The organism is Fodinibacter luteus, assembly GCF_039541575.1.
Taxonomy (GTDB): Bacteria; Actinomycetota; Actinomycetes; order Actinomycetales; family Dermatophilaceae; genus Fodinibacter; species Fodinibacter luteus.
Genome location: NZ_BAABGM010000013.1, coordinates 261,444 through 287,658 on the forward strand (window position 1 = coordinate 261,444; position 26,215 = coordinate 287,658).

The 26,215-nt window shown below is 73.7% G+C and carries 20 protein-coding genes and 1 pseudogene; 5 read left to right on the top strand and 16 right to left on the bottom strand.

Translation table 11 applies throughout. The features are described 5' to 3' along the window. Window positions 1-51: 51 nt before the first annotated feature. The 6 genes from ABD899_RS10900 to ABD899_RS10925 form a co-directional block, all read right to left on the bottom strand. Window positions 52-444, bottom strand: coding sequence for a hypothetical protein (locus tag ABD899_RS10900; protein WP_345205688.1), 393 nt, complete (start codon window positions 442-444; stop codon window positions 52-54). Between the two features lie 98 nt (window positions 445-542). Further along, window positions 543-1,475 carry a patatin-like phospholipase family protein gene (locus ABD899_RS10905; RefSeq protein WP_345205692.1) on the bottom strand — a complete coding sequence of 311 codons (933 nt, stop codon included), beginning with the start codon at window positions 1,473-1,475 and terminating at the stop codon, window positions 543-545. Between the two features lie 118 nt (window positions 1,476-1,593). Continuing rightward, the gene (locus tag ABD899_RS10910; protein ID WP_345205694.1) at window positions 1,594-2,307 is read right to left on the bottom strand and encodes a SprT-like domain-containing protein; all 714 of its coding nucleotides are present in this window, start codon (window positions 2,305-2,307) and stop codon (window positions 1,594-1,596) included. 192 nt (window positions 2,308-2,499) lie between these two features. After that, on the bottom strand, window positions 2,500-2,952 hold the full coding sequence (locus ABD899_RS10915; protein WP_345205697.1) for a hypothetical protein: 453 nt from the start codon (window positions 2,950-2,952) through the stop codon (window positions 2,500-2,502). Window positions 2,953-3,392: 440 nt separating this feature from the next. Beyond that, window positions 3,393-3,956 carry a DUF6318 family protein gene (locus ABD899_RS10920; RefSeq protein WP_345205699.1) on the bottom strand — a complete coding sequence of 188 codons (564 nt, stop codon included), beginning with the start codon at window positions 3,954-3,956 and terminating at the stop codon, window positions 3,393-3,395. Between the two features lie 190 nt (window positions 3,957-4,146). Further along, the gene (locus ABD899_RS10925) at window positions 4,147-5,004 is read right to left on the bottom strand and encodes an SDR family oxidoreductase (RefSeq protein WP_345205701.1); all 858 of its coding nucleotides are present in this window, start codon (window positions 5,002-5,004) and stop codon (window positions 4,147-4,149) included. A gap of 177 nt (window positions 5,005-5,181) precedes the next feature. Here ABD899_RS10925 and ABD899_RS10930 point away from each other — a divergent pair, with 177 nt between their 5' ends. Beyond that, window positions 5,182-7,014, top strand: a complete 1,833-nt coding sequence (locus tag ABD899_RS10930) for a SulP family inorganic anion transporter (RefSeq protein ID WP_345205703.1) — start codon at window positions 5,182-5,184, stop codon at window positions 7,012-7,014. A gap of 193 nt (window positions 7,015-7,207) precedes the next feature. Here ABD899_RS10930 and ABD899_RS10935 read toward each other — a convergent pair whose 3' ends face one another. Genes ABD899_RS10935 through ABD899_RS10945 form a run of 3 tightly spaced genes read right to left on the bottom strand, consistent with a single transcriptional unit; the run spans window position 7,208 to window position 9,621 of the window. Continuing rightward, window positions 7,208-8,284, bottom strand: coding sequence for a hypothetical protein (locus ABD899_RS10935; protein ID WP_345205705.1), 1,077 nt, complete (start codon window positions 8,282-8,284; stop codon window positions 7,208-7,210). Next, window positions 8,242-8,511: a GlsB/YeaQ/YmgE family stress response membrane protein gene (locus ABD899_RS10940; RefSeq protein WP_345205707.1), complete on the bottom strand. Its 270-nt coding sequence runs from the start codon at window positions 8,509-8,511 to the stop codon at window positions 8,242-8,244. Before ABD899_RS10940 ends, ABD899_RS10935 begins: the two co-directional genes overlap by 43 nt. A 9-nt stretch (window positions 8,512-8,520) precedes the next feature. Next, window positions 8,521-9,621, bottom strand: coding sequence for an NAD(P)H-binding protein (locus ABD899_RS10945; RefSeq protein ID WP_345205709.1), 1,101 nt, complete (start codon window positions 9,619-9,621; stop codon window positions 8,521-8,523). Between the two features lie 207 nt (window positions 9,622-9,828). Between ABD899_RS10945 and ABD899_RS10950 the strand changes: the two genes are divergently transcribed. Beyond that, entirely contained in the window at window positions 9,829-12,879 is a 3,051-nt protein-coding gene (locus ABD899_RS10950; protein ID WP_345205711.1) for a S8 family serine peptidase, read from the top strand. 177 nt (window positions 12,880-13,056) lie between these two features. On the opposite strand, the gene ABD899_RS10955 is transcribed toward ABD899_RS10950, so the two are convergent. The 4 genes from ABD899_RS10955 to ABD899_RS10970 are packed head-to-tail and all read right to left on the bottom strand — an operon-like array spanning window position 13,057 to window position 21,587. Further along, window positions 13,057-14,415, bottom strand: a complete 1,359-nt coding sequence (locus ABD899_RS10955) for a TIGR02679 domain-containing protein (RefSeq protein ID WP_345205713.1) — start codon at window positions 14,413-14,415, stop codon at window positions 13,057-13,059. Between the two features lie 2 nt (window positions 14,416-14,417). Continuing rightward, window positions 14,418-18,623, bottom strand: a complete 4,206-nt coding sequence (locus ABD899_RS10960) for a TIGR02680 family protein (protein WP_345205716.1) — start codon at window positions 18,621-18,623, stop codon at window positions 14,418-14,420. 34 nt (window positions 18,624-18,657) lie between these two features. Further along, window positions 18,658-19,926 carry a TIGR02678 family protein gene (locus ABD899_RS10965; RefSeq protein ID WP_345205719.1) on the bottom strand — a complete coding sequence of 423 codons (1,269 nt, stop codon included), beginning with the start codon at window positions 19,924-19,926 and terminating at the stop codon, window positions 18,658-18,660. Beyond that, the gene (locus tag ABD899_RS10970) at window positions 19,923-21,587 is read right to left on the bottom strand and encodes a TIGR02677 family protein (protein ID WP_345205721.1); all 1,665 of its coding nucleotides are present in this window, start codon (window positions 21,585-21,587) and stop codon (window positions 19,923-19,925) included. The genes ABD899_RS10965 and ABD899_RS10970 overlap by 4 nt, the downstream gene beginning before the upstream one ends. Before the next feature lie 146 nt (window positions 21,588-21,733). Between ABD899_RS10970 and ABD899_RS10975 the strand changes: the two genes are divergently transcribed. The 3 genes from ABD899_RS10975 to ABD899_RS10985 all read left to right on the top strand — a co-directional run bounded on the left by ABD899_RS10975 (window position 21,734) and on the right by ABD899_RS10985 (window position 23,911). Beyond that, on the top strand, window positions 21,734-22,741 hold the full coding sequence (locus ABD899_RS10975) for an SPFH domain-containing protein (protein ID WP_345205723.1): 1,008 nt from the start codon (window positions 21,734-21,736) through the stop codon (window positions 22,739-22,741). A 7-nt stretch (window positions 22,742-22,748) separates the two neighbouring features. Next, complete coding sequence (locus ABD899_RS10980; RefSeq protein WP_345205726.1) at window positions 22,749-22,961, top strand: type II toxin-antitoxin system antitoxin; 213 nt, start codon at window positions 22,749-22,751, stop codon at window positions 22,959-22,961. Window positions 22,962-23,272: 311 nt separating this feature from the next. Further along, window positions 23,273-23,911: an ATP/GTP-binding protein gene (locus ABD899_RS10985; RefSeq protein WP_345205728.1), complete on the top strand. Its 639-nt coding sequence runs from the start codon at window positions 23,273-23,275 to the stop codon at window positions 23,909-23,911. Between the two features lie 145 nt (window positions 23,912-24,056). On the opposite strand, the gene ABD899_RS10990 is transcribed toward ABD899_RS10985, so the two are convergent. The 3 genes and pseudogenes from ABD899_RS10990 to ABD899_RS11000 form a co-directional block, all read right to left on the bottom strand. Further along, complete coding sequence (locus tag ABD899_RS10990) at window positions 24,057-24,449, bottom strand: DUF302 domain-containing protein (protein ID WP_345205730.1); 393 nt, start codon at window positions 24,447-24,449, stop codon at window positions 24,057-24,059. 110 nt (window positions 24,450-24,559) lie between these two features. Continuing rightward, the gene (locus tag ABD899_RS10995; RefSeq protein ID WP_345205732.1) at window positions 24,560-25,795 is read right to left on the bottom strand and encodes a hypothetical protein; all 1,236 of its coding nucleotides are present in this window, start codon (window positions 25,793-25,795) and stop codon (window positions 24,560-24,562) included. A 145-nt stretch (window positions 25,796-25,940) separates the two neighbouring features. Then, window positions 25,941-26,215 (bottom strand): annotated as a pseudogene (locus tag ABD899_RS11000) (hypothetical protein); the annotation flags it as partial.

Consider the following 26,215-nt stretch of genomic DNA (forward strand, 5'->3'; position numbering starts at 1 on the left):
CGTGCCACCCCTGTCGAGGGAGCGTCCCCTCGGGCGGTTGGTGGGGCCGGATCAGGCTGGCGTGCCACCGCTCGGGGCGAGCAGGAGGTACCCCTGGGCGGCGAGGATGACGACGACGGCCGCGATCTTGTCGGCAGGCAGTGCGTTGTCGAAGTGGATCCGGTCGACGAGGACGATGCCCACCTGGAGCAGGACGATCCAGCCCATCGTGACGACGGCGAGCTCGGCGTACTGGAGCGCGGACGCGTAGACCCAGAACAGCACGACGAAGGACAGCGCCCCGAGCACCAGGGCGACCGTGTTGTTGCGCTCCGCCCACTCCTTGGCGGCGATGGCCCCGAGCAGGTCGAGCCCGGCGAGGGCGGCCATGCACAGCGTCGCGACGACCGGAAGCGGCCAGGACGACGGAAGCTTGATGAGCGGCAGGACGTCGAGCGTGGCCATGGGTTCCTCCGGATCGACGGGGCCACCCAGCGGTGGTCCCGACTGTGTAGAGGCGCTGACGCGGCAGGTGATACACCCCACCCACGCGAACCCTGCGGTCAGCCGGTCCAGACCTCGCCGACGCGGTCGGCGATGCGCCTGCCGTGGGCCCGGGCGGTCTCGAACGTGTCCGCGCCGCGGCTCATGTCGAGGGGGTTGGCGCCCATCGCCCACAGGTCCTTCGCGTCCGGGACGACGAGGTGGGTCTTCGCCCGTGGGCGCAGCGAGCGCAGCTGGACCGGGGGCAGGTCGCGCACGTGCGACCCGACGGGGTACGGGGACAGGGCGAGCACGCGCCGGTGGCCGGCCGCGAGGTCGGCGTTGGCGATGCTCCGCAGGCCGCCGTCGACGTAGCGCCGTCCGCCGACCTCGACGGCAGGGAACACCCCGGGGACCGCGCAGCTCGCGGCGACGGCGCGCTCGAGCGGGACACCGCTCGTGTTGTCGAAGACGACCGAGGTGCCCGTCTGGGCGTCGACCGCCGTGACGAACAGGCGCTTCTCGGGCCAGGCCTTGCCGACGAGGCCGAGCCCGATCGCCTCGAGCCACTCCTCCTCGGTCGTCGTCCGTGCGGTGAGGGCGGCCTGGCCGACGAGGGCACGGCCCTGACGCTTGTCGAGGTGCAGCTGGGCGCGCAGGTACCGGGTCGCGTCGGACGGGCCGAGGCGGCCGAAGTCGGCGATCTGGGCCCCCTCGCGGATCCGCGCGAACGCGTCGGCCTCGTCGGTGCCGACCCGCAGGTGCGCCGCGACCATCGACCCGGCGGAGGTGCCGATCATCGTGTCGGCGTCGCGGACGTCCACCCCGCCGTCGCGCAGGCCCATGATGACCCCGGCCTCCCAGGCGATGCCGGTCGCTCCCCCACCGGCGAGGACGAACGCGCGCTCGAGGTCCTGCGTCGGCTGGCGCCACTCCTTGAAGCCATCCCCGCTCGCGACGGGACGCTCGAAGTCCCGGCTCGACGGCTCGACGTGCATGACGTGTTCGCTCATCCCCCCATTCTCCCCGTCACCGTGCCGTGCCCCGAGCCACCCTCGGCGTGAGCGTCCTCACCCGCGTCGGCACGACGGTCGGAGGGCCACGCGGCGGGAGCATCGGGGGCGGCGCCATTCAAAAGGCCGTTCGCGCCTGCCTCGCCGCCGCGGCGGGAACCACCCGGACCGAGTCGAGCGGCAGGCTCACGAGGTCGTCGCCGATCCGGACCTGGCACCGGACCGTGCCGACGAGCTCGACCTCCCCGGCCCGGGCCTGCCACGGACCGGTCGTCACCTCGACGAGGTCGCCGACCCGGGGGGTCGGCCGGCCGCCCTCCCCCGGGCGGCGCGTCGCGGCGAGAGCCGCGAGCTGCGCGGCGTAGGTCGGGGGAAGCGCAGCTGGACGACCCTTGTACGTCCAGCTGAACAGGTGGCGGGCGTCGAAACGGCGCGAGCACACCCCGCACGACATCAGCCGGGTCGGTGCCCGATGGCGGAAGCGCTCGTGCCCGGCGGGGCACCGCCCGACCCAGTGGCCCGGGACCCGCGGCGAGCCGGCCGGGACGCACCGCTCCCCGCTGCACCCGATCTCGAGTGCCTTGGCCCGCCAGACCGCGTCGTGGCCGTGGACGGGGCCGACGAGCGCATGGGCGATCTCGTGGAGGATCGTGTCGAGGACCTCGGCCTCGCTGTGGAGCAGGGTGATCGGCGCGGAGAGACCGATCTGCCGACGACCGAACCGGCACACACCGGCTCGGGTCTTGGCGCGGTCGGCCACGATGGTCCAGTCGTCGAGGCCGTGCTCGCGCAGGAGCCCGCGCCCGACGGCGAGTGCTCGGGTGACCTCCATCGACTCCTCCTCCAGGACGGCTGCTCGTTGCACGACCCTAGAGGCCTGCACCGACAGGATCGCGGCAGCAGCACCACGTGGCGCGAGCCTGTGGATGCCGGGGCCGGAGCGGGCCGGCTGTGGACGGCTCGGGCCGTCAGGACGGGCGCCCGTCAGCTCGGATCGGCGCACCTGGTCGGGGCGAGCGCGTCCTCAGTTCGTGTAGAGGCGGGCCTTCGCCTCGCGGACCGTGAGGGTGACCGGGGTGCCTTCGAGGTCGACCTCACCGGGGATGTCGAACCAGTCGCTGCCGCCGACCCGGAACTGCCCGGTGTACACGATGTCCGCGCGCACCTCGTGGGTTCCCGGTCGGGTGTAGGTGGCGGTGACGTCCCCCGTCGGATGTGGGCCACCGAGCGAGGTCGTCGGTCCGACCGTCCTCTCGCCGAGGTGGTACGTGACGGACTTGAGACGGGGCCGGACCTCGATGCGGTAGCCGAGCAGTCGGGCCGGATCCGGGGTGTCGACCTCGTCGGGGCCGAACCCCGCCTCGGGGAAGCGCACCTCGAAGTACGTCGGGAGGTTGACGAGGGTGACGTCGCCCTCGGGCTGGATGTTGACGACTGGGAGCGTGAAGTCGGTGTCGTGGAAGGCTTCACGGATCATGGCAAGGGTGAGTTGTGGTCCGACGCCAGGCACCATGCTTGGCAGACACGTAGTGCCGATCGTCACCCACTGACCGTCGGCACCAGACACCGGGCTCCCTTGGCGATCGACCATTCGCTTGTGTACATCCATCGCCGGGCCGGGTCCGATTTGTGGGTTGTCCTCGGAACAGGCGATGAAGGACCGTCCACAGAGGACGTCGTCGCTCGGAGAGCCCGGCAGTCTCTGGCCACACACGGATGTCGCACCGTACTCAGACCATGGGCCCTGGTCGGAAAGCTGGCTCAGCTGCCACTCTTGCTTCAGTGCGGCCAGGTCGTCAGCCAAGACATTGATGCGAACGCCATCGCCCTTGCCCGTTTCACCCCAAGGGCCCCGGGGCCCCTCGGCTCCCCAACCGAAAAAGGGAAACACGAAGACGAGCGCAATCGCGAGCACGCCTACTCGCCAATACCGTCCAGGCGCCATCGCCCTTCCTCCCACTTGACTGCAATGGCACGAGTGATGGCCCGCTCGGGGAAGGACTCCACGACAGTGCCTGAGAGCGTGACGACATCTACTTCATTCTCCAGAAGTTGAGCGTCGAAGGCGTACCCGTCGCTGCTTTCGCGCAGAAGAGTCAGTTCCTCAAGAGAAATTGGATCCGTGTCGTACCGATGACCGTCCGCCTCCAGGTCCCGGGCAACAGACGCGAGGTCCGCGCACGCCCCACACTTGTCCGTGGCGTGGCGCTCGATTAATGCAGGGTCCGGCACCGTCCATGCCTTCGAAGCTTCGACCATGAAGTGGCGGACGAACGCTTCGGCTCCTTCTTCGGTCTTCTCCCTCGCTGCCGCCGGGACGCCGTCCGCCTCGCTCGCCGACGGCGAGGGCGTCGCGGTCGGGCTGGGGGACGCGCTCGTCGCGGACAGCGTCGGGCTCGCAGCCGACGGCGGCTCCTCGGGTGACTGGCACCCGGCCAGGGCCAGGGCACCCACCAGCGCGGACGCCACGGCGAACCGCACTCCCGGCGCCTCGTCACGCGGCATTGTTCGTCGTCCCATGCATCCCTTCCCGGCCGCCCCTCGTCGGCTCGCACGGAAACGCTAACTGCTACGAGGCAATCCGCCAGTCGAGTTGTCCACAGGCCTGCTCACCGAGCCGGCACCGTCGGCACCGCCGGCAGCGGACGCCACCAGCCCACCAGCCCCACCATCACCCGGCCGTCGACACGGGGTCGTGCCACGACCACACGTCATCGCCACGCAGCACGGCATCCGACCCGCCGTCGACATAGATCGTCTGCCCGCACACGTGGGTGTTCTCCTCGGACGCCATCCACACGAGCAGCCGCGCCGCGTCCTCGGCCGCCATGTGCCCACCCAGCGGCATCGGGACCATCTCGTCGACGGCGGCAGCCGACTCCGGCGTCGCGAACAGGTCGGCCACCATGGGGGTGTCGACGATGCCGGGGGCCACCGCGTTGAGCGGGATGCCGCACCCCGCCCATCGCTGGGTCGGGGCCTGGCGCCGCACCCACCGCGACAGGGCGCGCTTGCTCGACGGGTAGATCGCCCCCTGGGCCTCCCCCGCCTCGAGCCCGCGGGCGATGCCGAGCGCCGCGTCCTCGTCGCCCGCGAGGCAGGCCTCGACGAGGTCGTCGTGCACCGGCATCAGCGTGGCCATCGACGACGTCACGACCGCACGGGGATGCCGTCCCGCCGCGAGCGCCGGTCGCAGCGCCTCGAGCAGCTCGACCGCACCGAAGTAGTTCACGGCCACGGTCCGCGCCGAGGGCACCGACAGCCCGGCGTTCGCGATGACAGCGTCGAGCCGGCGGCCGGCCTCGATGAGGATGCCGTCGACCGCGTCGGCCCGCCCCTGCGGCGTCGACAGGTCGGCAGCGACGTCGGCGGACCGCAGGTCGACCCCGATGACCTTGGCGCCCTGGCGCCGCAGCAGCTCGACCGTCGCCCTCCCGATCCCTGACGCGCTCCCCGTGACGACGTACGTGCGGTGCATGGTCCCTCGGCTCTCGACGGTGTCGAGCCACGGAAGGAGCCGTGGCTCCACGCCCACCCTAGTGACAGACCGCCTCTCCCACAGTGGAACCGGATCGACGTCACACCCGCCCTTCCGACCACCGACAGGATGCCGTGGCACTCGGCATCCGCCCCCCTCACCTCGCGCCGTCCACCGGCCCGGAACGCACACCTGCCGCTCGGGGCGGGTCGGGGGCAGACTGGCCCCGTGCACCTCGCCAGGCCGGGCCTTCCCATCGGGCTCCGGCTGCTGCGCCACTACACCGGGCGGCACCTGCCCGCCGACACACTCGCCGGGCTGCTCGTCGCAGCCCTCGCCGTCCCCCAGTCCCTCGGGTACGCCGTCGTCGCCGGCGTGCCGGTGCAGGTCGGGCTCTACACCCTCCCGCCGGCGCTCCTCGCGTACGCCCTCTTCGGGTCGTCCCGGCTGCTCTTCGTCGGGCCGGTGTCGACCGTCTCCGTGCTCTCGGGGTCGATCGTGCGGGCCCTCTCGGGCGGGGACCCCCAGCTCGCGGTGCAGCTCACCGCGGTCCTCGCCGTCACCGCAGGGGTCGTGCTCGTCGCGGTGGGCCTCCTGCGCCTCGGCTGGGTCGCGCAGTTCCTCAGCGAGCCGATCGTCACCGGGTTCGTCGCGGGGCTCGTCGTGCTCATCGTCGTCGGTGAGATCCCGGCCCTCGCGGGGATCAGTGCACCGGTGGGCGGCATCTTCGAGCGCATCGCCGAGACCGTGCAGGGCCTCAACGACTTCCACGCGCTCACGCTCGGCATCGGCGTCGGGGCCCTCGTCGTCCTGTTCGGCGGCTCGCGCCTGGCGCCGAAGGTGCCGTGGTCGCTCCTCGTTCTCGTCGCCGGCATCGTCCTGTCCACCGCGACGGACCTGGCAGCCCGGGGTGTGCACGTCGTCGGGTCGGTGCCGACCGGCCTGCCCCTTCCCTCGATCCCACTCGTCGACGTCGGGCTGTGGAGCGGCATCGTCACCGGCGGGCTCGCGATCGCGGCCGTCGGCATCGCCGAGGGCCTCGCCGCCGTGCGCACGTTCGCACCCCCGGGGGGCGTGGCCCCAGACAGCGACAACCAGGAGTTCGTCGGGCACGGGGCCGCCAACCTCGCCTCCGGGATCTTCGGGGGCATGGGGGTCGGCGGGTCGCTGTCGAAGACCGCCGCCAACGCCCGGGCCGGTGCGTACACGCAGATCAGCGGTGTCGCGGCGGCGGTCATCGTGCTCCTCTTCGTCGCGTTCGCGGCCGGCCTGCTCGCGAACCTCCCCCGAGCGGTGCTGTCCGCCATCGTCATCCACGCGGTCTGGGGCCTGGTCAGCGTGTCGGAGTTCCGGCGGTACGCGACGGTGCGACGCAACGACTTCCTCGCCGCCGTCGTGGCCTTCCTCGGCGTGCTCGTCCTCGGCCCCCTCAACGGGCTGCTCCTCGCCGTCGCCCAGTCGCTGCTCGGCCTCGTCTACCGCTCGATGCAGGTCCAGATCGACGAGATGGGCCGGGTCGCGGGCGAGAAGGCGGCGTGGGGGTCGGTCGGCAACGACCCGTCCCGCCGCACGTACCACGGGGTCGCCGTGCTCCGCCCGGACGGACCGCTGTTCTGGGCCAACGCCAGCTCGGTCGTCACCCGGATCGAGGCGACGGCGCGCGGGCGCAACCCGCTGCACTCGGTCGTCCTCGACCTCGAGGCGACGAACCAGATGGACACGACGACGGCCGAGCGCCTCGACCAGCTGCTCACCCGGCTGCGGGCGGACGGCATCGACCTCTATCTCGTGCGGGTGTTCGGGAACGTGCGCGACGTGCTCACGAGGTCCGGCTTCCTCGACGCGCTCGGCCCGGAGCACGTGTGGCACTCGATCGCGGCGGGGGTCAAGGCCGCGCGCGCCGCACGTTCGGCGCAGGTCGACGCCACGCTTCCCCTGCCGACGGCCGGCGCCGCCGCGACCACGGACACCGGGCTGCCGGACGAGCCGGACCTCGAGGAGCCCGAGGAGGGGGACGGCGAGCACATCGCCTCCCGGCGCGTCGACGGCGACCCGCGCTGACCCAGCGGGGTGAGCCGGCACGAGCAGGCACGAGCCTCGAGCGCGCACGAGCGCCCCAGCGCACGAGCCCCGGCTCGGCCGAGCGCGCGACGGGCCGGCACGAGCGCCCCAGCGCGCATGAGGGCGCGCACGGGCGCGACGAGCCGCCAGGCGACGGACGGTGACCGGGCTACGACAGCCCCCCGGTGCCCCGTCACGGACGGGTCAGCTCGACGACGCTCTGCGCGACGAGCGCGCGCACCCTCGGGCCCATCGTCTCCGGGTCGGCCTCGCCGTGCACCTCCTGCTCGCGGCCGAGCAGCCCGGCGTCGCGCAGCCCGACGGCGAAGGCCCGGGTCACGTCGACCGGGTCGAGGGCCCCGTCGTCGAAGGCCCCCGCACGCGCGAGGTCGTCGGTGAGCGTGCCACCGGGGTCCCGGGTCGTGAGGTAGCTGCTCGTCGGCCCCACCTCGACTGCCTGCCCGACGAGCCGGTTCGCGTTGACCCCGAGCTCGACGTGCACCCGTCGCGGGAGGGCGTCGACCGAGGGCCACGGGCTGTAGGCGGTGAGGAAGGATGCCGCCCCGTCGCCGAGCGCGTCCTCCGCCACCGCGCCGAGCCAGTCACCGTCCCAGAGCACCGCCGCGATCGGGCGCGGGGTGGCGCCGGGCTCGAAGCACGAGGGGAAGGGCGGTGCCCCCAGGAGCACGGCCGTCGCAGCGGCGTTCGCGCCGGTGCCGTGCCCGACGACGACCAGCGGCCGGGCGGGCGTGCCGACGCGCGGCCCGGTCCGGGCCGCCGCGACCGCCACGGCGCACGAGACCTCGGCGGTCGTCCTGGCCGTCTGCTCGACGACGTCCTCCGCAGGCCGTCCGACGACCGCGCGCAGCTCCGCGCTCTCGACCCCCCAGTGCACGACCGCGGTCGCGACCCCGCGGGCGGCGAGGTCGCGGGCGAGGGCGACGTCGTCCGCCCCGCGACCACCCGCCGTCGCACCCGTCGCGGCGTCGGGGACGATGACCGCGACCGGCGGCTGCCCGGCATCCGCGGGGAGGTAGAGGTCGAAGGTCGGGTCGGACCACCCGGGCGGGGCGGCGGCGTAGCGGACGCCCGACGTGACGAGCACCGAGGTGCCGCTGGGACGGGGGCCCGCGGGCTCCAGGCCGGGCGTCGCCCCGCCGGAGCAGGCAGCGAGCACGGCACCCGTCGTCGCGACGAGGGCCGTGGCGACGAGCGCCCGTGGGCCGCTCAGGCGGTCTTGTCGCCGCTGCGGCCCTGCAGCCAGTCCCACGCGAGGGTGACGATGATGGCGCCGACGATGGACCCGATGATGCCGCTCGCCCGCAGCTCGAGGCCGTCGCCCGCGAGGAGGCTGGCGAGCAGGCCCCCGACGAAGGACCCGGCGATGCCGGTGCCGAAGGCCAGGGGCCAGTTGATGCCCGACCCGCCTCGGCCGAGGATCAGCTGGGCCGCTGCCCCGACGAGCATGCCGAACAGGATGATTGCGATGAAGAGCATGGCGCGAGCCTAGCGGGGCGAGGTGCGCAGCCTTCCCGTCAGCCCGGTGACCACGGCGCGCGCCCCGGCCACCGCCGAGGCCAGCCCGCCACCCTGCCCGCCGGCCCACACCGGGTCGCCCGGCATCGGCCCGAGCGGGTCGCGCTCCTCGACCGGCACGCTCTCGTCGGGGAGGGCGAGCGCGCGGCGGAACGACTCGTCGACGCCGACGAGGGAGTAGTCCTCCGGGAGCAGGTCGTACGTCCAGTCGACGTCGTGGCAGACCATGTCGTGGTGCAGGCTCTCGACGAGCGCCTCGACGGTCGAGGCCGGAACGTCGGTGATCGCGCCGGCGAGCACCCCGACGAGGTCGGTCGGCAGCCCGGGAACGCTCACCTGGGGCCGGCTCAGGCCGGCGGCCTCGGCGTAGCGGTCGAGGAGGGTGGTGTAGGGCATCCGCTCCGGACCGCCCACGTCGTACGAGCGCGACTCCGACTCCGCGTGGAGCGCGCCGGCGAGCGCCTCGACGACGTCGACGACCGCGATGGGCTGCACCCGGCTGTCCATCCACCCGGGGACCGCCTGCACCGGCATCCGCTCGCTGATCTGCCGGACGATCTCGAAGCTCGTCGAGCCCGAGCCCGACACGATCGCCGCCCGCAGGGTGAGCGTGCGCGTGCCCGAGCTCGCACCGCTGAGGATGCGCTCGACCTCGAGGCGAGAGGTGATGTGCTCGGACAGCTGCTCCTCCGGCACGTCGGGGACGAGGCCGCTCAGGTAGACGACGGTCCCGACGCCCGCGGCAGCCACGGCCCACGCCATGTTCTCGGCCGACGCGCGGTCCTTCAGGGCGAAGTCGGCGCCGCCCATGCCGTGGATGAGGTAGTAGACGGCGTCGACGCCATCGACCGCCTCCTCGACCGTGGCCGCGTCGAGGACGTCCATCCGCACGAGCTCGACGCGGTCGGCCCACCAGCGTCCCCGGACCTTGTCGAGGTCGGTCACCGCGGCCCGCACGGTGTGCCCGTCGCGCAGCAGGCGCGGGATGAGCCGGCTGCCGATGTAGCCGGTGGCACCGGTGACGAGGACCGTACGGGCGGTGGTCGACGGCGGGGCGTCCTGGTCTGTCACGGGACCAACCTAGGCTGACCGGCGGCGACATTCGCAACCTTGACCCAACCTTCGACAGCCCCGCTCCGCGGGGGGTGAGGTTCGGGGCGCGCGCGAGCGGCCGCACCGGGGTCAGGGAACCCCGTTTCGGTGGCGCGCCCACCGTGGCGGCGCTACGGTGCGCACACTGCGGCATGGCACCGCGGCTCCTACCCCTGAGGAGACCTGATGAACAGTCCCCGCCGCCGGCGAGCCCAGCTCGGCCTGGCCATGGTCACCATCGCGACGGTTGCCGCGTTCAGCCCGGGAGCGATCGCCGACCCAGGCCTGACGCCCGATCCCAGCCCGAAGGCGGCCGAGGTGACGGCACCGGAGAACCCGACGGGGAAGACACCGAAGGCGGCGAAGGCAGGCACGTACATCGTCCAGCTGGCCGACGCCCCGGTGGTCGCGTACCGCGGCGGCGTCAAGGGGCTCAAGGCCACCAGGCCGGCCAAGGGCGAGAAGATCGACCCCCGGTCCGCCGACGTGGTCGCCTACGCGGACTACCTCACGAAGCGTCAGGATGCCGTGCTGCGCGCCGCCGGTGGTGGCAAGAAGCTGTACGGCTACACGTACTCCTTCAGCGGCTTCGCCGCCGAGCTCTCCGCGAAGGCGGCAGCCACGATGTCCACCGTCGACGGCGTGCTCGCCGTGACGGCCGACGAGAAGCGCACCCTCGACACGTCGTCGACGCCCGACTTCCTCGGGCTCAGGGCGGACGGAGGGCTCTGGGACCAGCTCGGCGGCGAGAAGACCTCGTCGAAGTCCGCCGACGGGCCCGGTGAGGGCGTCATCGTCGGCGTCATCGACGGCGGCATCTGGCCCGAGCACCCGAGCGTCTCCGACCGCGACGCGGCGGGCAAGCGCGTGTACCAGCAGATCCCGGGCTGGAACGGCCGCTGCGTGCCGGGCGAGCAGTTCGTCGCGAGCAACTGCAACCAGAAGCTCATCGGAGCCCGCTTCTACAACGCGGGCTGGGGCGGCAACGCGGGGATCGACGCACAGCTGCCCTACGAGTTCAACTCCCCCCGCGACTACGGCGGCCACGGCACGCACACCGCGACGACCGCCGCAGGCAACCACGGCGTCGCGGCGACCGGCCCGGCATCCGTGTTCGGCACGGTGACCGGCATCGCGCCTCGCGCCCGGGTCGCGGCCTACAAGGTCTGCTGGGAGACCGACGCGGGCGGCTCGTGCTTCAACTCGGACAGCGTCGCCGCGATCGACCAGGCCGTCGCCGACGGTGTCGACGTCATCAACTTCTCGGTCAGCGGCTCGCGGACCAACTTCCGCGACCCGGTCGAGGTGGCCTTCCTGTTCGCGGCCGACGCAGGCATCTTCGTCGCGGCCTCGGCCGGCAACAACGGGCCGACGGCCTCGACGGTCGCGCACCCCGGCCCCTGGCTGACGACGGTCGCCGCGGGGACGCACAACCGTGACGGCCAGGGCTCGGTCGGCCTGGGCAACGGAACCACCTACGACGGTGCCTCCACCGCCACGCCCGTCGGCCCGGCTCCGCTCATCGACGCAGTGGCCGCCGGGAAGGCCGGCGCCAATGCTGACGAGCTCCGCCTGTGCTACTCCTCGCGCGACGGGAGCACCCCTCTCGACCCCGCGAAGGTCGCCGGGAAGATCGTCGTCTGCGACCGGGGGGTCACCGACCGTACGAACAAGAGCTTCGCGGTGCAGGAGGCCGGCGGCGTCGGGATGGTCCTCGTCAACCCGAGCGCGAACTCGATCAACGCCGACCTGCACGTCGTGCCCACGGTGCACCTGCGGGACACCGACCGCGCCGCCGTCAAGGCCTACGCCGCGACCGCGGGAGCCACGGCGACCATCAACGCATCGAAGATCGTGTACGACGCACCGGCGCCGTTCACGGCGACGTTCTCCTCCCGCGGGCCGCTGCTGGCCGGGGCCGGTGACGTGCTCAAGCCGGACCTCATCGCCCCCGGGCAGGACGTCCTCGCGGGCGTGGCGCCTCCCGGCAACGCCGGTCGGCTGTTCGACCTCTACAGCGGGACGTCGATGTCGAGCCCGCACGTGGCCGGTCTGGGGGCCCTCATGAAGGACCTCCACCCGACGTGGTCCCCCATGGCGATCAAGTCGGCCCTCATGACGACGGGGTCCGACGTGCTCGACGGCGGGACACCCGCGCCGAACACCAACCCGGTCCTCATCTTCCGCCAGGGCGCAGGGCACGTCCGGCCGAACAGCGCGGCCGATCCCGGCCTCGTCTTCGACGCCGACTGGGACGACTGGCTGGCCTTCCTGTGCGGAGCGCAGCCCGGTGGCGGCTGCGCCGGGGTGACCCCGACCGACCCGAGCGACTACAACAGCCCCTCGATCGCGATCGGCGCCCTCGCCGGCACGCAGACCGTGGAGCGCACCGTGACCAACGTCGGGGACGACACGGCGACGTACACGGCGTCGTTGACGGGCCTGTCCGGCTTCGCGGCTGAGGTCAGCCCGACCTCGCTGACGCTGGCTCCGGGTGCGAGCGGGTCCTTCACGGTCGCCCTGACCCGGACGACCGCGGCCCTCAACGCGTACACCGGTGGCCAGCTGACGTGGACCGAGGAGGACGGTGGCGACGGACACGTCGTGCGGATCCCCGTCCTCGCCCGCCCGGTCGCCCTCGCGGCTCCAGCCGAGGTGAGCGGCACGAGCTACCCGGTGACGTTCGGCTACGACGGCGCCTTCAGCGCGACGCCGCGGGGCCTCGTCCCGGCCGCGGTCACGGCCCGCACCGTGTCGGACGACCCGACCGACAGCGCATGCTCGCTGTCCTCGCCGAACGCGCAGCAGATCCCGGTCACCGTTGCATCCGGCACCTCCTACGCTCGGTTCTCGCTCTTCGACGCGGACGTCACTGCTGGCGCCGACCTCGACCTCTGCGTGTTCAACGGAACCACGCTCGTCGGGTCCAGCGGGACGGGCACCTCGGCCGAGGAGGTCAACCTCCTCAACCCCGCGGCGGCCACCTACACCGTCGTCGTCCAGGGCTGGGGCGTGGTCGGCAGCTCGCCGTTCAAGCTCCACACCTGGCTCCTCGGCACGGCGGATGCCGGAAACATGACGGTGAGTGCTCCGGCCACCGCGACGACGGGCCAGAGCGGCACCGTCTCGCTGTCGTTCTCCGGGCTGGATGCCGGGACGAGGTACCTCGGGTCGGTCGCCTACGGCGGCGCGGCCGGGATGCCGAACCCGACGATCGTTCGGGTCGACGTCCCGTAGCCCGCGAGAACGCCGAAGGGCCCTCACGGAGTGTCGTGCGGGCCCTTCGCCGTGGCGGAGAGCGGGAGGCGGACGCGCACGAGGCCACCCTGTCGTGAGGGACGCCGCTCCCGCTGTGGCGTGCGGCATCCGTGAGGACCTCGACGGCGCGACGCACCCGAGCGCGGCCGGTGCCCGTCACCGACTGACCGACCCGTCGGCCGCGCCCAACGAGGCCAGCAGGTCGTCGAGCACCCCTTCCTCGTGGACGGCGAGCCCGCGGCGGCGCATGGCGGCGCCCAGCTCGCGGTCCCAGGCGGGATCGACGTGGGCACCCTTGAGCGGCAGCGACGCCGGCGCGCGCTCGTAGTCGGCGCTGGACATCCGGAAGGGCCGCGCACCGAAGCGGGCCACGGCGTCGTTGGCCATGGCGATGCCCGGCCAGTCGAAGTCACCGTGGTAGAGCAGGGGGGCACCGGTCGATGCGAGCCCGACGAGCACCTCCTGGGTCGTGAGGTTCGGTCGTCCGCTGGTGCACACGACGCCGAGCCCGGGCAGCTCCGCCTGGGCCACGGCCTCGAGTACCCGAGGGTTCTCGCACACCAGCACCCGGCTCGCCGGCTCGACCCGCAGACCGGCACGCAGGTGCCACCAGGTGAGGTGCACGGGCGCCCGGCGCAGCACCCCGGATGCGGGGCCGAGCACCCCGGATGCCGGGCCGAGGATCCCGGATGATGGCTCGGGCACCCCGGACGCGCCGGGCTCGTCCAAGCGGAGTCCCCACACGAGGCACGTCGCCGACACCGAGTCGGTCAGCACCCCGACGGCCGCCCACAGGTCGCGACGGGTGCGGGCATCGACGGGCGGTGGGGCACCGAGGGCGAGAGCCACGGCCCGCAGCACCACGGACGAGAGCCGACGGTCGTCGTCGAGCCCGTGGGCGTCATGGCACAGGCGCGCGGCCAGGTCGGTGCGCGACACAGGACGCTCCGGCGCCACTGCGGATGCCGGCGCCGGCCCCATCCCGGCGCCTCGGGCGACGCTCGCGGCCAAGGCCTCGCGCCGGGCGTACAGCACCGCCAAGGCGGTGGTGACCAACGTCTCCGGGTCGTGGTCGCGTCCGAGGAGCCGGTCGCGGCGGAGGCCCTCGAGCCACTCGTCCACCCACGGCCAGGCGATCCCGGGGTGCTCCGCCAGCCACCCCGAGGCCGCCTCCACCGGGGCAAGGCGCCGGGCCTGGTCCCGGGCCGAGCGCGCTGGACGGTCCTGGAGCTCGCGGCCGGTCACGGCCTCGGCCGCCTCGACGAGACCGAGCGACGCCCGGCTGCGCAGGCGCGCGTCGAGCTCCCTCAGGTCGATGACGGCCCGTGGACCGGTCACGGAACGACCGAGGAGGTCAGTGACCGCGCTCCGCTCCACACGGTCGAGGCCGTCGACCACCACGCGACCCTCCGCGCGGAGCCCGTTGCGCTCGAGGCGTTCCGCGACCCTCGCCCAGGTCCGGTGCAGGGCGGGGACGCACCACCACTGCGGCAGGGCCCCGGTTGCGTCGCCCACGGTCAGGCGCCGACCGCCACGAGCTGCTGGCCGTCCCAGCGGTGCTCGTACTGGGCGATGCCCCGGTCACCGGGGCTGCGCAACGCCTCGTAGATCGCCAACCTCGGCACCGTCGCGTGGGTGCCCCACAGTCGCTCGCTCGTGATGACGAAGTCGAGGTCGAGGTCGACGAGCAACCCGAAGAGGAGCGGGTGGGTGCGCACGTCGATCTTGGGGAAGGCGTCGTCGAGGAGAACGAACCGAGGTGCGTACGGAGCCGCCCCGGCCACCGACGTGAAGTGGGCCGCGGCGGCGGCGAACAGGGGCAGGTAGCAGAGCACCTTCTGCTCACCCTGCGACAGCGCGGTCCGCCGGTGCAGGTCTCGCCACTCCCCCGCCTCCGGCCGGTGGTACTGCACCGTGAAGGCGTTCCAGCGGCGGTAGTCCAGCGCCCGGGCCAGGTGCACGGCATACGACTCCTCCGGAGCCTCGGCGCGCGACACCTCGATGAGCCGGTGCAGGCTCTCGCGCAGCTCGGTGCGCTCGCCGGGGAGGAGCGCGCCGGGCGGCTGGCGGAGCAGCTCGACGGCCCGGCGTGCCTCGGGCGCGATGTCGTCGCGCAGCCGCCAGCGCAGACGCACCCGGATGCCCTGCGAGGTCGTCACGTCACGCAGCTGCTCGTTCATCGCGTGCACCAGCTCGTCGGCCTTGCGCCGCACGCTGCGCAGGGCGTCGCCGAGCTGCCCGAGCACGTGGTCCTCGAAGAGCTTGCGCTCGCGGGCCGTGAGCAGCTCGCGGTCGCTCGCCACCCCCGCAGCGAGCCGCTGGTGCAGCTCGACGACGGGCAGGTCGCCCGTCTCGTCACGCCCGATCGCGACGAGCACGCCACCGTCCTCATTCAGGCGCGGCTCGTGGACGGCTGCGTCCCCGGCCAGCAGCGCGGCCACCGACTGGAGCACGGCGTTGCGTGACCGTTCGGGGGTGGTGACGCCGGGGAGTGCGGCCACGAGCCGGCGCACCGCGGCGACCGGCATCGTGCCGAGGTGGCGCTGGCCGCCCGGGGCCGGTGAGCCGCCGGTGCCGGCATCCGTCGTTTCATCTGATGCCGGGTCACGGCCACCGCTGCCGGAGGTCGGTTCCTCGACCGAGGGGCCATGCTCGATCGTGGTGCCGCCGAAGGCGGCGAGCACGAAGCCGGCGAGGTCGTCGAGCGCGGCGAGGCGCATACGCGCCTCCTCGACCTGTGGATGAGCAAGGTCGACCCGCTCGCGGGCCCCCGCCACCGTCGCCTCGAGCCCGCCGACGCGAGCGAGCAGCGCGTCATGGAGCCTCGACAGCTCCTCGACTCGCCCCCGGTGCTCCTCGACCCCGTGCCGGAGCGCCGAGAGCCGCGCCTCGAGCTCGGCCACCGAGGCACCCTCGGCCTCGACGAGCGTCTGGTGCTCCTGCTGTCGGGCCCGCCACGCGCCCTCCGCCGCCTCCAGCTCGGTGGCGGCCGCCGCCGTTGCGGCCTGCTCGTCGCGCGCGAGGCCTGCCTGCACCGTCCACCGGGCCAGCGCTCGCTCGAGCTCGGGGATGCTGCGCAGGTGCTCGGTGAGGCGTGCGACGAGGGCGCGCAGCGCCTCCTCGCGGGCTCGCAGCGCGTCGGCCGTCACGGGCAGGCCGTGGGTGTCGCCGGCCGTGACGAGCTCGGCGTGCCGAGCGGATGCCGTGGCGCGCCGTTCGCGGGCCCGTGCTGCGAGCTCTCGCAGCTCGGCCTCGAGACGTTCGAGCGCGGTCTCGCGCTCCTCGAGCGTGGCCCACGCTGACAGCACCGCGTCGTGCGGGGGACGGGACCCCAGCCAGGCGGTGATCCGCCGGAGCCGGTCGCGGGCCTCCACCGCGCGACGGCTCGCGTCCTCGAGCTGGGCCTGCGCCTCGGCGACCTGCGCGTCGAGCAGGGCGAGCCGCCGCCGGCGCTCCGCGACCCGGGCCCCCGCCCCGAGGTACTGGGCGGTCTCCTTGGTCGTCCGACCGCGCAGCGGCCCGGCCCGCCAGGACCCGTCGGTGCCGACCGCCAGGCCGGGGCCGTCCGGGGCGACGCCGTCGACGACGACCGCGACCCGGTCGAGCACCGCCTGCACGACCGTCGGCGGCACGCCCGGGTCGTCGGCGGACGAGTCCACCCGGAGGTGCAGGGCGAGCGTGGCGCCACCTCCGGTATGCGAGGCAGCGCCACTGCGGTCGCCCTCCTCGAGGGCCGCGTCGAGGCCGACATCCAGCCGGTGCCCGTCGACGCGACCCTCGGGGTCGACCCACGCGTCGAGGAGGCCGGCTCCCTCGAGGGCGGCCTCGAGGCCGGCCCGCTCGTCCGGCGAGAGGTCGTCGGCGACGTCGACGAGCCGCCAGAAGGGCGCCCCCGCCCGGTGCTGCCGTGCGTCGCGCCGCCAGGGCGGCGCCGGGGGCAGTGGGTCGACCTCCGACTCAACCCGTGCGCGCTCGGCGAGCAGCGCCTCCCGGCGGGCGACGGCCACCTCGCCGTCGGTCTCGGCCCGGCCGGCCGCCGCCGTCTGCTGCTCGACCTCGTCCGCGACCGATGCCCGGGCCAGTCCCTCGAGGGCGCGCAGCCCGGCGGGATCGAGGTCGGGAACGTCGAACGCCGTCACGGCGGGTGCGGCCACCAGCCAGGCATCGAGCGCGGTGACGAATGCCTGCTCCGCCGCTCCGGTCGACCCTCGGGCGGCCTCGAGCAGGTCACGTCCCGCGTCGGCCCGTTCCTGCGCCTCGGTCTCGCGCGCCGTGGCGTCGTCGGCCTCGCGCCGCGCCAGCGCCGCCGCATCCAGCGCTCCCCTGACGACGGTGACGGCTGCCTGGCGCCGCGTCACCGCCGTGGAGGCCGCGCCCAACCACTCACGACCGGCGGACAGGCCCGGGTCGAGGTCGAGCGCGGCGTCCTCGTCGGGCCAGCGGAGCCCGTCGCGGGCGCGAGCCAAGGCAGCCACGCCCAGCAGTGCCGCACCCTGACCGGGGACCCCGGCCTCGGCCGGGGCCATCACGTCGTCGAGCGCCCGGGCAGCCGCCCCCACCCCGTCCGCGAAGGTCGCCATGGCGTCGGCGAGGGCGTCTGCCTCGGCGTCGGCTCCGTCGGCGCTCCGCCGCGCCCGCGAGAGCGCCTCCGTGTGGTGGCGCTCGGCGCGCCGGGCGGCGCCACCGAGGGCCTCCACGGTCTTCGCCATCTCGACGAGTCGCGCGCGGGCCCGGGCCTCGGGACCGCTCTCCAGCGCCCCGATCCGGGCCTGGGCCTCCTCCTGGAGGTTCCGGGACCGGCGCCGGTCCTCCTCGGCACGGTCCCGCTCCATGGTCGCCTCGGCGAGCTCACCCTCGAGGCTTCGCACCTGCGCAACGCGACGGCGCAGCTGCCCGTCGGCCTCGACGAGGGCGGTGCCGCGTTCGCGCACGACCGACCGGCTGTACCCGGCATACGTCTCGACGAACCGCCCGATCGCCTCGGCCGCCCGCGAGCGACGCTCGATCTGCTCACCGAAGGCCTCGAGCTCGTCGAAGGTGTCGCCGGCGGTGCGCAGGGCGGCATCGTCGACCTGCGGCAGGGCGTTGACGAGCTGCTCAGCGAGTCGCTGCGGGTCGATGTCCTCGCCGACCTGCGGCTGGCGCAGCCAGTAGATGAGCCGGAGCAGGTCGTCGTACTGGTCCCCGGGCAGGCCGAAGAGCAGCTGGCCGACGTGCTCGCGGTAGCGCACGGCCTGGTCGAAGACCTGGCCGGTGCCGTCTCGCGTGACCTCGGCCTCGAGCTGCTGACGGCTCAGCGGGCCGGCGTCGTCCTCCAGGTGCAGGTCGTGGCCCACCCGGCGGTTCGACGTGAAGTACCACGCCGTGGCGGTGCGCGCCGACTGGGTGGCCCGCATCCCCACCCCGCAGGTGACCGTCTCGGGATCGCCGTCGTCGGTGGTGCGCGAGAACTCCACCCACACGTAGCCCGTGCGGGCCTGACCGTCGTAGCCGTCGAGCAGCAGCCAGAGCAGGCTCGTGTGGTGCCGCCCCGACGCGGTGAGCCGGGCCTTGTCGCCGTCGATGGCGAAGGGCAGGAGCATCTCCATCGTCTTGGACTTGCCGGCGCCGTTCGCCCCCCGCAGGAGCAGCCGGCCGTCCGCCAGGTCGAACACCTGCCGGTCGTACTGCCAGACGTTGAGGACCCCGCACCGGGCCAGGTGGAACCGCGACCCCTCGCTCATCAGCGGCCCTCGCCCATCATTTCGTCCTCCCCCATCAGTCGTCCTCCCCACCCGTGGCGAAGAGCGACAGCTCGCCGCTGTCGGCCCGCTCTGCGATGGCCGGCGCCGGAGCGTAGCGCGAGGACGCCGCATGGACCCACAGGATGCCCACCCCCGCCTGCTGGTCAGGCCCGTGCTGGTCGCGCCCACCGCCGGCACCGCGCTCACGCCGTGCCACGCCCATCGACTCGAGGACGGCGATGGCCTCGTCGACGGCCTGCGCCGGCGACTCGCGCTGGTCACGGCGCAGCACGTCGCGCCACTTCTCGAGCACCGCCCGGCACCGCTCCTCCGCGCGGTCGAGGGGGATGCCGCGCCACGCCTGACCGTGCGCGGAGCCGTCGCGCGCGTCGTCGGCAAGGGCCTCGAGGCAGAGCAGCGCGAGGTGCCGGGTGCCGCCACGACCGGGGAACTCCTCGTCGGTGAGCGCGTCGGCGGGGTCGACGGCGATCGCACCCTCGGCCCGCAGCTCGAGCACGAGGCCGAAGCGGTCGCGGAACCACTCGCTCTCGCGGTTGCGGTTGCGGCGCCACCACTCGGCGTGCTCGTCCGGGAGGTCGGTGACCGTGAGCACCGGCGACTCGAGCAGCCGACGGCGCACCGAGACCCGCGCGCCGCCGACGGCTGACGGCAGGCTCGCCCGGTCGAGCAGCTCGTCGGGCGAGCGGGCGGACGACAACGGTGTGGCGACGAGGATCGCGAGCAGGTCGCGTCGCACGTCGAGGAGCGACTGGGTGCGCTTGTCGACCCAGTGCTCGAGGTCGCCGTCGCGCTCGCGCAGCACCCCGAGGTCCACGAGCGCGAGGAGGGCCGCGTGCAGGGCCCTCCGGTCGACGATGCCGTCGAGGTCGACGTCGACCCCTGCGTCGACCGCCGCCGAGCGCACCTGGGCGACGAGCTCGTCGACGAGCAGCTGGGTGCGCGAACGGGTCAGGGCCGCCAGGACCAGGCTGAACAGGGCATACGCGCGGGGCGTGAAGGGCGTGCCCGACCGGCGGAGCAGCGGCCGGGTCGCGTCGCGGCCCAGTCCGGTCTTGAACAGCCGCGCCCCACTCGGGTCGACGTGCAGGCGGTAGCCGGCGCCGTCGGCGAACATTCGGGTCAGCTCACCCTGGTGGCGGCGCACCAGCCGCAGGATGCGGGCGTGTCGCTCGTCCGCCGGCACGAGCGGGTGGCGAAGCAGGTGTCGCGCGGCCTCGACCCGCTCGGCGACGTCGTGGGGGTCCTCGGCCAGCGGGGGCCGCTCGACCGGCACCCGGCTCACGACGCCTCCCAGGAGGCGGGTCCTCGCGCGACAGGATGCCGTGCCGTCGCCGTGGCCGTGGCCGTGGCCGTGGCCGTGGCCGTCGCCGTAGCCGTCGCCGGAGCTGTCGTTGTCGTTCTCGCCGTCGCCGCCTCGGCCTCCGCCACGACAGACAGCCTGCGGTCGACGAAGGTCATCCGGCCGGACGGCGCGAGGAGCACCGTGTTCGCCCCGGGGGTGTGCTCCACGAGGAGCACGCACCCGGTGAGCGGGATGGGCGTCCCGCCCGGACCCTCGACCGCAGCTCTGCCGAGGGACCCGGCGTACACCTCGAGCAGCTCGTCGCGGGCAGCGTCGGAGAGCCGGACGTGGTCGAGCGGGCCACGGTGCCGGTCGAGCTCGTCGAGGGCGGTGCGCCGGCGTCGCTCGGCCGCCTCGCGCTCGGCCAGCCGGGCAGCCTTCGCGGCGGAGTAGTCGACCGTGCGCGAGGTGCGCCCGACGACGTGCCGGGTGCCGGTGCGACGCAGCATCATCGGCACCTCGGCGGACGGGGCGGTCCACCACGAGGTCGTCGGCGGCACGGGGCGCTCGGGGTCGTCGGCGAGGAACCCGAGGTGTCGACACGAGTACAGGCCGAACGCCGCCGCCCACAGGGCGTGGGCCTCGTCGTCGGGCGACGCGTCGAACCAGCCTGCGAGCCGCACGAGGTCCGCATAGCGGCCGTGCTCCCGGTCGGCACTCGTTGCGATCCGCCGGAGGTTGGTGAGGAGCGAGCGCATCGCCTCGGTCGCGAGCTGGCGCACGACGTCGGCGTCGCTCGCCCGGCCGGGCTCACCCGAGAACCAGGTGCGCAGGCTCACCCAGTCCTCCGGCTGGAGCCCCGGCGCACGCCGGGCGACCCGGCCGTCGAGGTCGAGCAGGCGCTGGCCGGCGTTCGCGCGCTCGCACAGGGCCACGACGTGCGGGTGGACCTCGCCGAGCCGGTCGGCGATCTGCGGCATGTGTCGCTGCACCTCGTCGACGAAGCGCTGCAGGTAGTCGATGAGCGCGGTCTTGAAGGCCTGGTACTCGCCACGGTCGAGGTCGTAGCGCGTCAGGGCCTGGGTGAGGTAGGCGTAGAACTCGCGGGTGCTGTGCACGAGGCGGTCGAACTGCGCGAAGAGGGTCCCGATCTCGCGCGCCAGCTCATCAGGGTCGGCGTCGGCGATCCCCGCGGTGTCGTAGCGGGCGAGCCGGGACAGGCCGGTGAGGATGCCGCCGAGCATCTCGCTGCTCACCTCACGAGCCGCATCGGAGTGGCCGAGCAGCTCCTCGACGTGGCGGTGCACGAGCTCGCCCCGCTGGCTCAGCTGGTAGCGAGCCCGGTTGCGCAGGTAGTCGGCGAGGCTGCGCGCCTCCGTCTCGCGGGGGCTGCGCGCCAGGTTGCCGTGCTCGACGAGGTAGGACAGCCGCGCCTCCACGGTGTCCTCGTCCACGTCGAGACCGGTCTCGGCGAGGCGCGCCCTGACCTCGGCCGCGGACTGGTCGGACAGCAGGCCGGTGAGACCGGAGGTGAACAGGCGCATGATGCCGATGTACTGCACCGCCTCGTCGTTGACGGCGTAGCGCAGCGCCTCGAGGCGCACGCGGTCGACGGGTCCGGCCCCCGCGACCACCGTGCCCTCGCCCGTGCCGTCCGTCATGGCGAACAGGGTAGGCGCTGGCTCGGACACCCGCCGCCGGCGTCCCGACCCCGACGCAGCGGTGAGGCGGCACACTCCGCCGCGCCACGGCATCCGAGGTGTGATATCAATGTGATATCAGATTTCATCTCGCGGAGGGAGCCGCCATGACCACCACCCCCACGACCCCCGACGAGCCCCACCGCACCCACGGCACCGACACGGACGGGGAGTCGGTCGGCGGCACCCCCGCCGGCCGCCCGGTGGGTCGCGAGGGAGCCCGCGTCGACGTCCGCGAGCGCAAGGCCTGGTACGTCGACGGCCTCCTCGCCGTCGTCGTCGCCCTGGTGCTCGCCGGCGTCGGCGCCTGGCTCCTCGCCCGGATGGGCGTCGCCATCGAGGAGGGCAGCGGCTCGCCCGTCGCCCCCGGCGTCGGCGGCGCCGTCCTCGTCACCGCGGCGGCCGTGCTGTTCTCGAGCCTCACCGTCATCAGCCCGGGCGACACCAAGGTCATCCAGTTCTTCGGCCGCTACGTCGGCACGATCCGCAAGGCCGGGCTGCTCATGACCGTCCCGTTCACGACGAAGAAGAAGGTGTCGGTCAAGGTCCGCAACTTCGAGACGAGCGAGCTCAAGGTCAACGACGCGGACGGCAACCCCGTCAACATCGCCGCGATCGTCGTCTGGCAGGTCGCCGACACCGCGAAGTCGGTGTTCGCCGTCGAGGAGTACGACACCTTCGTCGCCGTGCAGTCCGAGTCGGCGCTGCGGCACGTCGCGGGGTCGCACCCTTACGACAACGCCGCGCTCGGCGAGGAGACCCTGCGCGGGTCGACCGGCGCCGTGGCCGACGAGCTCGCCGAGGAGGTCGCCGCGCGCATCGCGATCGCCGGCCTCGAGGTCGTCGAGACCCGGATCTCCTCGCTCGCCTACGCCCCCGAGATCGCCCAGGCGATGCTCCAGCGCCAGCAGGCGTCGGCCATCATCGCCGCCCGCGAGAAGATCGTCGAGGGCGCGGTGTCGATGGTGCAGAACGCGCTGACCCGGCTCGAGAGCGAGGACGTCGTCACGCTCGACGAGGAGCGCAAGGCGGCGATGGTGAGCAACCTCCTCGTCGTGCTCACGAGCGACTCGCGGGTGACGCCGGTCGTCAACACGGGCTCGCTCTACACCTGAGCCCGCCATGCCCGAGCGAGAGCGCAAGGCCGTCCTGCTGCGGCTCGACCCCGCGGTGCACGACGCCCTGGTCCGGTGGGCCGCCGACGACCTGCGCTCGGTCAACGCCCAGGTCGAGCTCGTGCTGAGGCGGGCGCTCGCGGATGCCGGTCGCGCACCTCGTGGGGCCGGCCCGCCGCCGCGGCGGGGCCGGCCGCCGAAGCCGGCGGGCGATGCGTGACCGGGCCGGGCTCATCGAGTCCTGAGCAGGGGGCTGGACGGGGATGTCCGACGAGCACGGCTGCCGGGCAGGGGGCCGAGTGCGCGGCCACGCGCGCCCCCGGCATCCCCTCTGTCTTCTCCACCCCCCGGGGCGTGTCGAACGCGCGCCCAGGTGCGCCCCCGGCATCCCCTCTCTCTTCTCCACCCCCCGGGGCGTGCCGAACGCGCCCCCAGGTGCGCCCCCGGCATCCCTCCCGGAGCAGCCTGCCAAGGTGCCGCGGTGTGGGACGCTTCGTGGTGCGGCCACCCCCAGCGGACATGAGGAGTGCCATGGCCAGGTGCACGTGCACGGCGGAGCACGAGCAGAAGCGGGTCGTGCTCACCGGCGGGCCGGGGGCCGGCAAGACGGCGTTCCTCGAGCTCGTCCGGCAGTCGCTGTGCCAGCACGTCATGGTGCTCCCTGAGTCGGCGAGCCTGCTCTTCTCGGGAGGGTTCCCCCGCGAGGACGACCGGGACAGCCGCCGCGCCGCCCAGCGGGCGATCTACCACGTCCAGCGCGAGCTCGAGGCGGTCGCCGAGGTGCACCGGTCGGCGGTCGTCATCTGCGACCGGGGCAGCATCGACGGCATCGCCTACTGGCCGGGCGACGTCGCCGACTTCTGGTCCGGTGTGGGCACGACCCGTAACGGCGAGCTCGCGCGGTACGAGGCCGTCATCCACCTGCGGACTCCGTCGGCCACCCAGGGGTACAACCACCACAACCCGCTGCGCACCGAGAGCGCGGAGGCGGCCGGCGCGATCGACGCCCGCATCCTCGGCGTGTGGGAGGGGCACCCCCACCTGCACGTCGTCGAGTCCTCGCTCTACTTCCTCGACAAGGCCGCGACGGCCCTGCGCTTCCTCCACGGCCAACTGCCGCCGTGCTGCGTCAACAGCCTCGCGGATGCCGGTGGCGACGCGGGGTCCTGACCTCACCCGCTGCTGTTCTCACCGCTGCAGTGCCCACGTGCTGCCGTGTTCACTGGTGCCGTCCTCACGTGGTGCCGTCCGCACCTGCTGCCCTCCCCTCCTGCGGGACCGGCTGCCGCCGGTCCCGGGGCGTGGATGCCGGACGTCAGCTGTCGAGCGAGGCGAGGGCGGCGCTGATCCGGGTGCGGGCGTCGGCGGCCACCTCGGCGAGGGCCTCGTTGCCGGTGACGGTGACCATGGCGTCGGGGTCCATCGCGTCGACGACGGTCCGGCCGTCGTCGCCCGCCCGGACGACGACGTTGCACGGCAGCAGGACGCCGATCGACGCCTCGGCCTGCACGGCGGCGTGGGCCAGCGGGGGCCGGCAGGCGCCGAGGATGACCTGGGGCGGGATCTCGGCGCCGATCTTGGCGCGCAGCGTGGCGGCGAGGTCGATCTCGGTGAGGATGCCGAAGCCCTGGTCGGCGAGTGCTGCCCGCACCGCCTCCAGGGTCTCGTCGAACGGCCGGTCGACGGTGGTGGTCACGGTGTAGGTCATGGGTTCCCCTCGGGTGGGCTGGGCGTCGGTCTGGTCAGTGCTCACCCCCACCTTCACACATACGGGCAGGGGTATGGGTCATCGGGGTGCGGCAAGGCGCGTGGTGGCCGTCACGGCAGGCCCGCCCGGTCGAACTCGGACTGCAGCCGTGGGCGGCGGCGGTTGGCCTCGCGCAGCTCCGCCACGAAGGCGTCGACCTCCTCCTCCTCCCGGTCCGAGCCTGCCGCGATCCGCCGCATCCGAACGAGGCGTCGCGCCGCCGTGCGGTAGTGGCCCGCGCCGGCCACCTCGAGGTCAGCGCGGACGAGGTCGCCGAGCACGGGGAGCACGGCCAGCTTGTCGACCTTCTCGTACTCCTTGACGAGGCGCGTCCACGTGTCCGCGTCCTGCAGGCCCGACGCCATCGCGATCTCCCAAGCGAGGCGCACGTCGTGCAGGGTCCCGAGCACGAACTCCACGGCATCCCGTGGACTGGCCGCAAGCCGAGCCATGACCTCGTCCCGGTGGCGCGGCCACTGCGCTCCCGCGGCCCGGTGCAGCCGGGCGGCGCTGCTCGAGGAGGGCCAGCGCTCGAAGACATGGGTGCGGGCGGCAAGCACGTCGTCGGGGCGATGCTCCCCGAGCAGGCGGCACCAGGTCTCGGCGGCCCGGAGTGACTGGTAGCCGCCACCCTCGAGGTCCACGGCCCGGCGCGCCCACTCGATGGCCAGGTCGACCTCGCCGATCTCCTCGAGGGCCTGAGCCGTGTCCTCCAGCCAGGCGGCGACCTGCTGGTCGCGGGCATGGGTGCGGATGACGGCGTCGGCATCGCGGTCGAGGACGGCCAGCCGCTGGGCGTTGTGTTGCAGGCTGTACCACGCCCGGGCGTGGGGTGAGGCGTAGATCTGGCGCAGGTGCGGGTGCGGCCCCAGCCCGGCGGCGATCTCGTCAAGGCGCGCCCGGTAGCGTGCCATGCCGCTCTCACCGAGGGCGCCCGCGTACGCGACCGGGTCGATCGTGAAGAAGTCGCACTCGTCGTCGAACTGGAACCGGATCATCCAGTCGACGAGCCGTGCAGCAGGCGGCCGGGCGCGCTCAGCCGCCCGAGGGTGCAGCAGCAGCAGGCGGCGGATGGCGTCGCCCATGAGGCCGCTGGAGTCGTCGGCCCTCATGATGACCGTCGTCGCGGACGCGATCGCCTTGGTCGTCACCGTCCACACGGTCGCCGGGTCGGCTGTGTCCATCGCCGCCTCGAGGAGGTCCACGGCCTCGTGCATCCGCGCCCCGTGCGCGTTGGCGGCGGACCACCTGTGCAGGTCGCTGCGGCTCCGGATCAGCGGGAGGACGGCATCGGCGAGGGATTGCACCACCGCAGTCTGCACCCATGCCGGATGCCGCGTGGCTCGCCAGCCGACCCGACTGCCAGGCCGACGTCGGTCGAGAGGGACGGCAGGCTCGGCATCGCTTCATCAGCCCGGCGAACGACCAATCGCAATGTCGAGCCAGCGAGGATCAGGCGACGCCGTCGAGGCTGGCCAGGTACTGGAACCACACCTCGTCGGGGACCTCGCCCTCGGGTGGTTCGTCGCCGTGCTCGTACAGGTGCAGCTCGTGCTCGGCCCAGGACTGGTCGTCGGGGTCGTCGCCGGTGATCGCGGCGACGAGCTCGGCGAGTCGCTGCGGGGTCAACGGTGGCGGGTCGTGCGCGGCCGCCTGCGCTCGCAGGCGTTCCAGGTGCCGGTCGTAGGACCCGTCGGTCAGGTCCCACACCACGTACCGGCCCCGCT

Bases quoted from the DNA above. Each gene is read 5' to 3' on its own strand.
- ABD899_RS10900 (WP_345205688.1), bottom strand. From the start codon at position 444: ATGGCCACGCTCGACGTCCTGCCGCTCATCAAGCTTCCGTCGTCCTGG.
- ABD899_RS10950 (WP_345205711.1), top strand. From the start codon at position 9,829: ATGAACAGTCCCCGCCGCCGGCGAGCCCAGCTCGGCCTGGCCATGGTC.
- ABD899_RS10905 (WP_345205692.1), bottom strand. From the start codon at position 1,475: ATGAGCGAACACGTCATGCACGTCGAGCCGTCGAGCCGGGACTTCGAG.
- ABD899_RS10910 (WP_345205694.1), bottom strand. From the start codon at position 2,307: ATGGAGGTCACCCGAGCACTCGCCGTCGGGCGCGGGCTCCTGCGCGAG.
- ABD899_RS10970 (WP_345205721.1), bottom strand. From the start codon at position 21,587: ATGACGGACGGCACGGGCGAGGGCACGGTGGTCGCGGGGGCCGGACCC.
- ABD899_RS10915 (WP_345205697.1), bottom strand. From the start codon at position 2,952: ATGATCCGTGAAGCCTTCCACGACACCGACTTCACGCTCCCAGTCGTC.
- ABD899_RS10990 (WP_345205730.1), bottom strand. From the start codon at position 24,449: ATGACCTACACCGTGACCACCACCGTCGACCGGCCGTTCGACGAGACC.
- ABD899_RS10980 (WP_345205726.1), top strand. From the start codon at position 22,749: ATGCCCGAGCGAGAGCGCAAGGCCGTCCTGCTGCGGCTCGACCCCGCG.
- ABD899_RS10975 (WP_345205723.1), top strand. From the start codon at position 21,734: ATGACCACCACCCCCACGACCCCCGACGAGCCCCACCGCACCCACGGC.
- ABD899_RS10985 (WP_345205728.1), top strand. From the start codon at position 23,273: ATGGCCAGGTGCACGTGCACGGCGGAGCACGAGCAGAAGCGGGTCGTG.
- ABD899_RS10940 (WP_345205707.1), bottom strand. From the start codon at position 8,511: ATGCTCTTCATCGCAATCATCCTGTTCGGCATGCTCGTCGGGGCAGCG.
- ABD899_RS10960 (WP_345205716.1), bottom strand. From the start codon at position 18,623: ATGAGCGAGGGGTCGCGGTTCCACCTGGCCCGGTGCGGGGTCCTCAAC.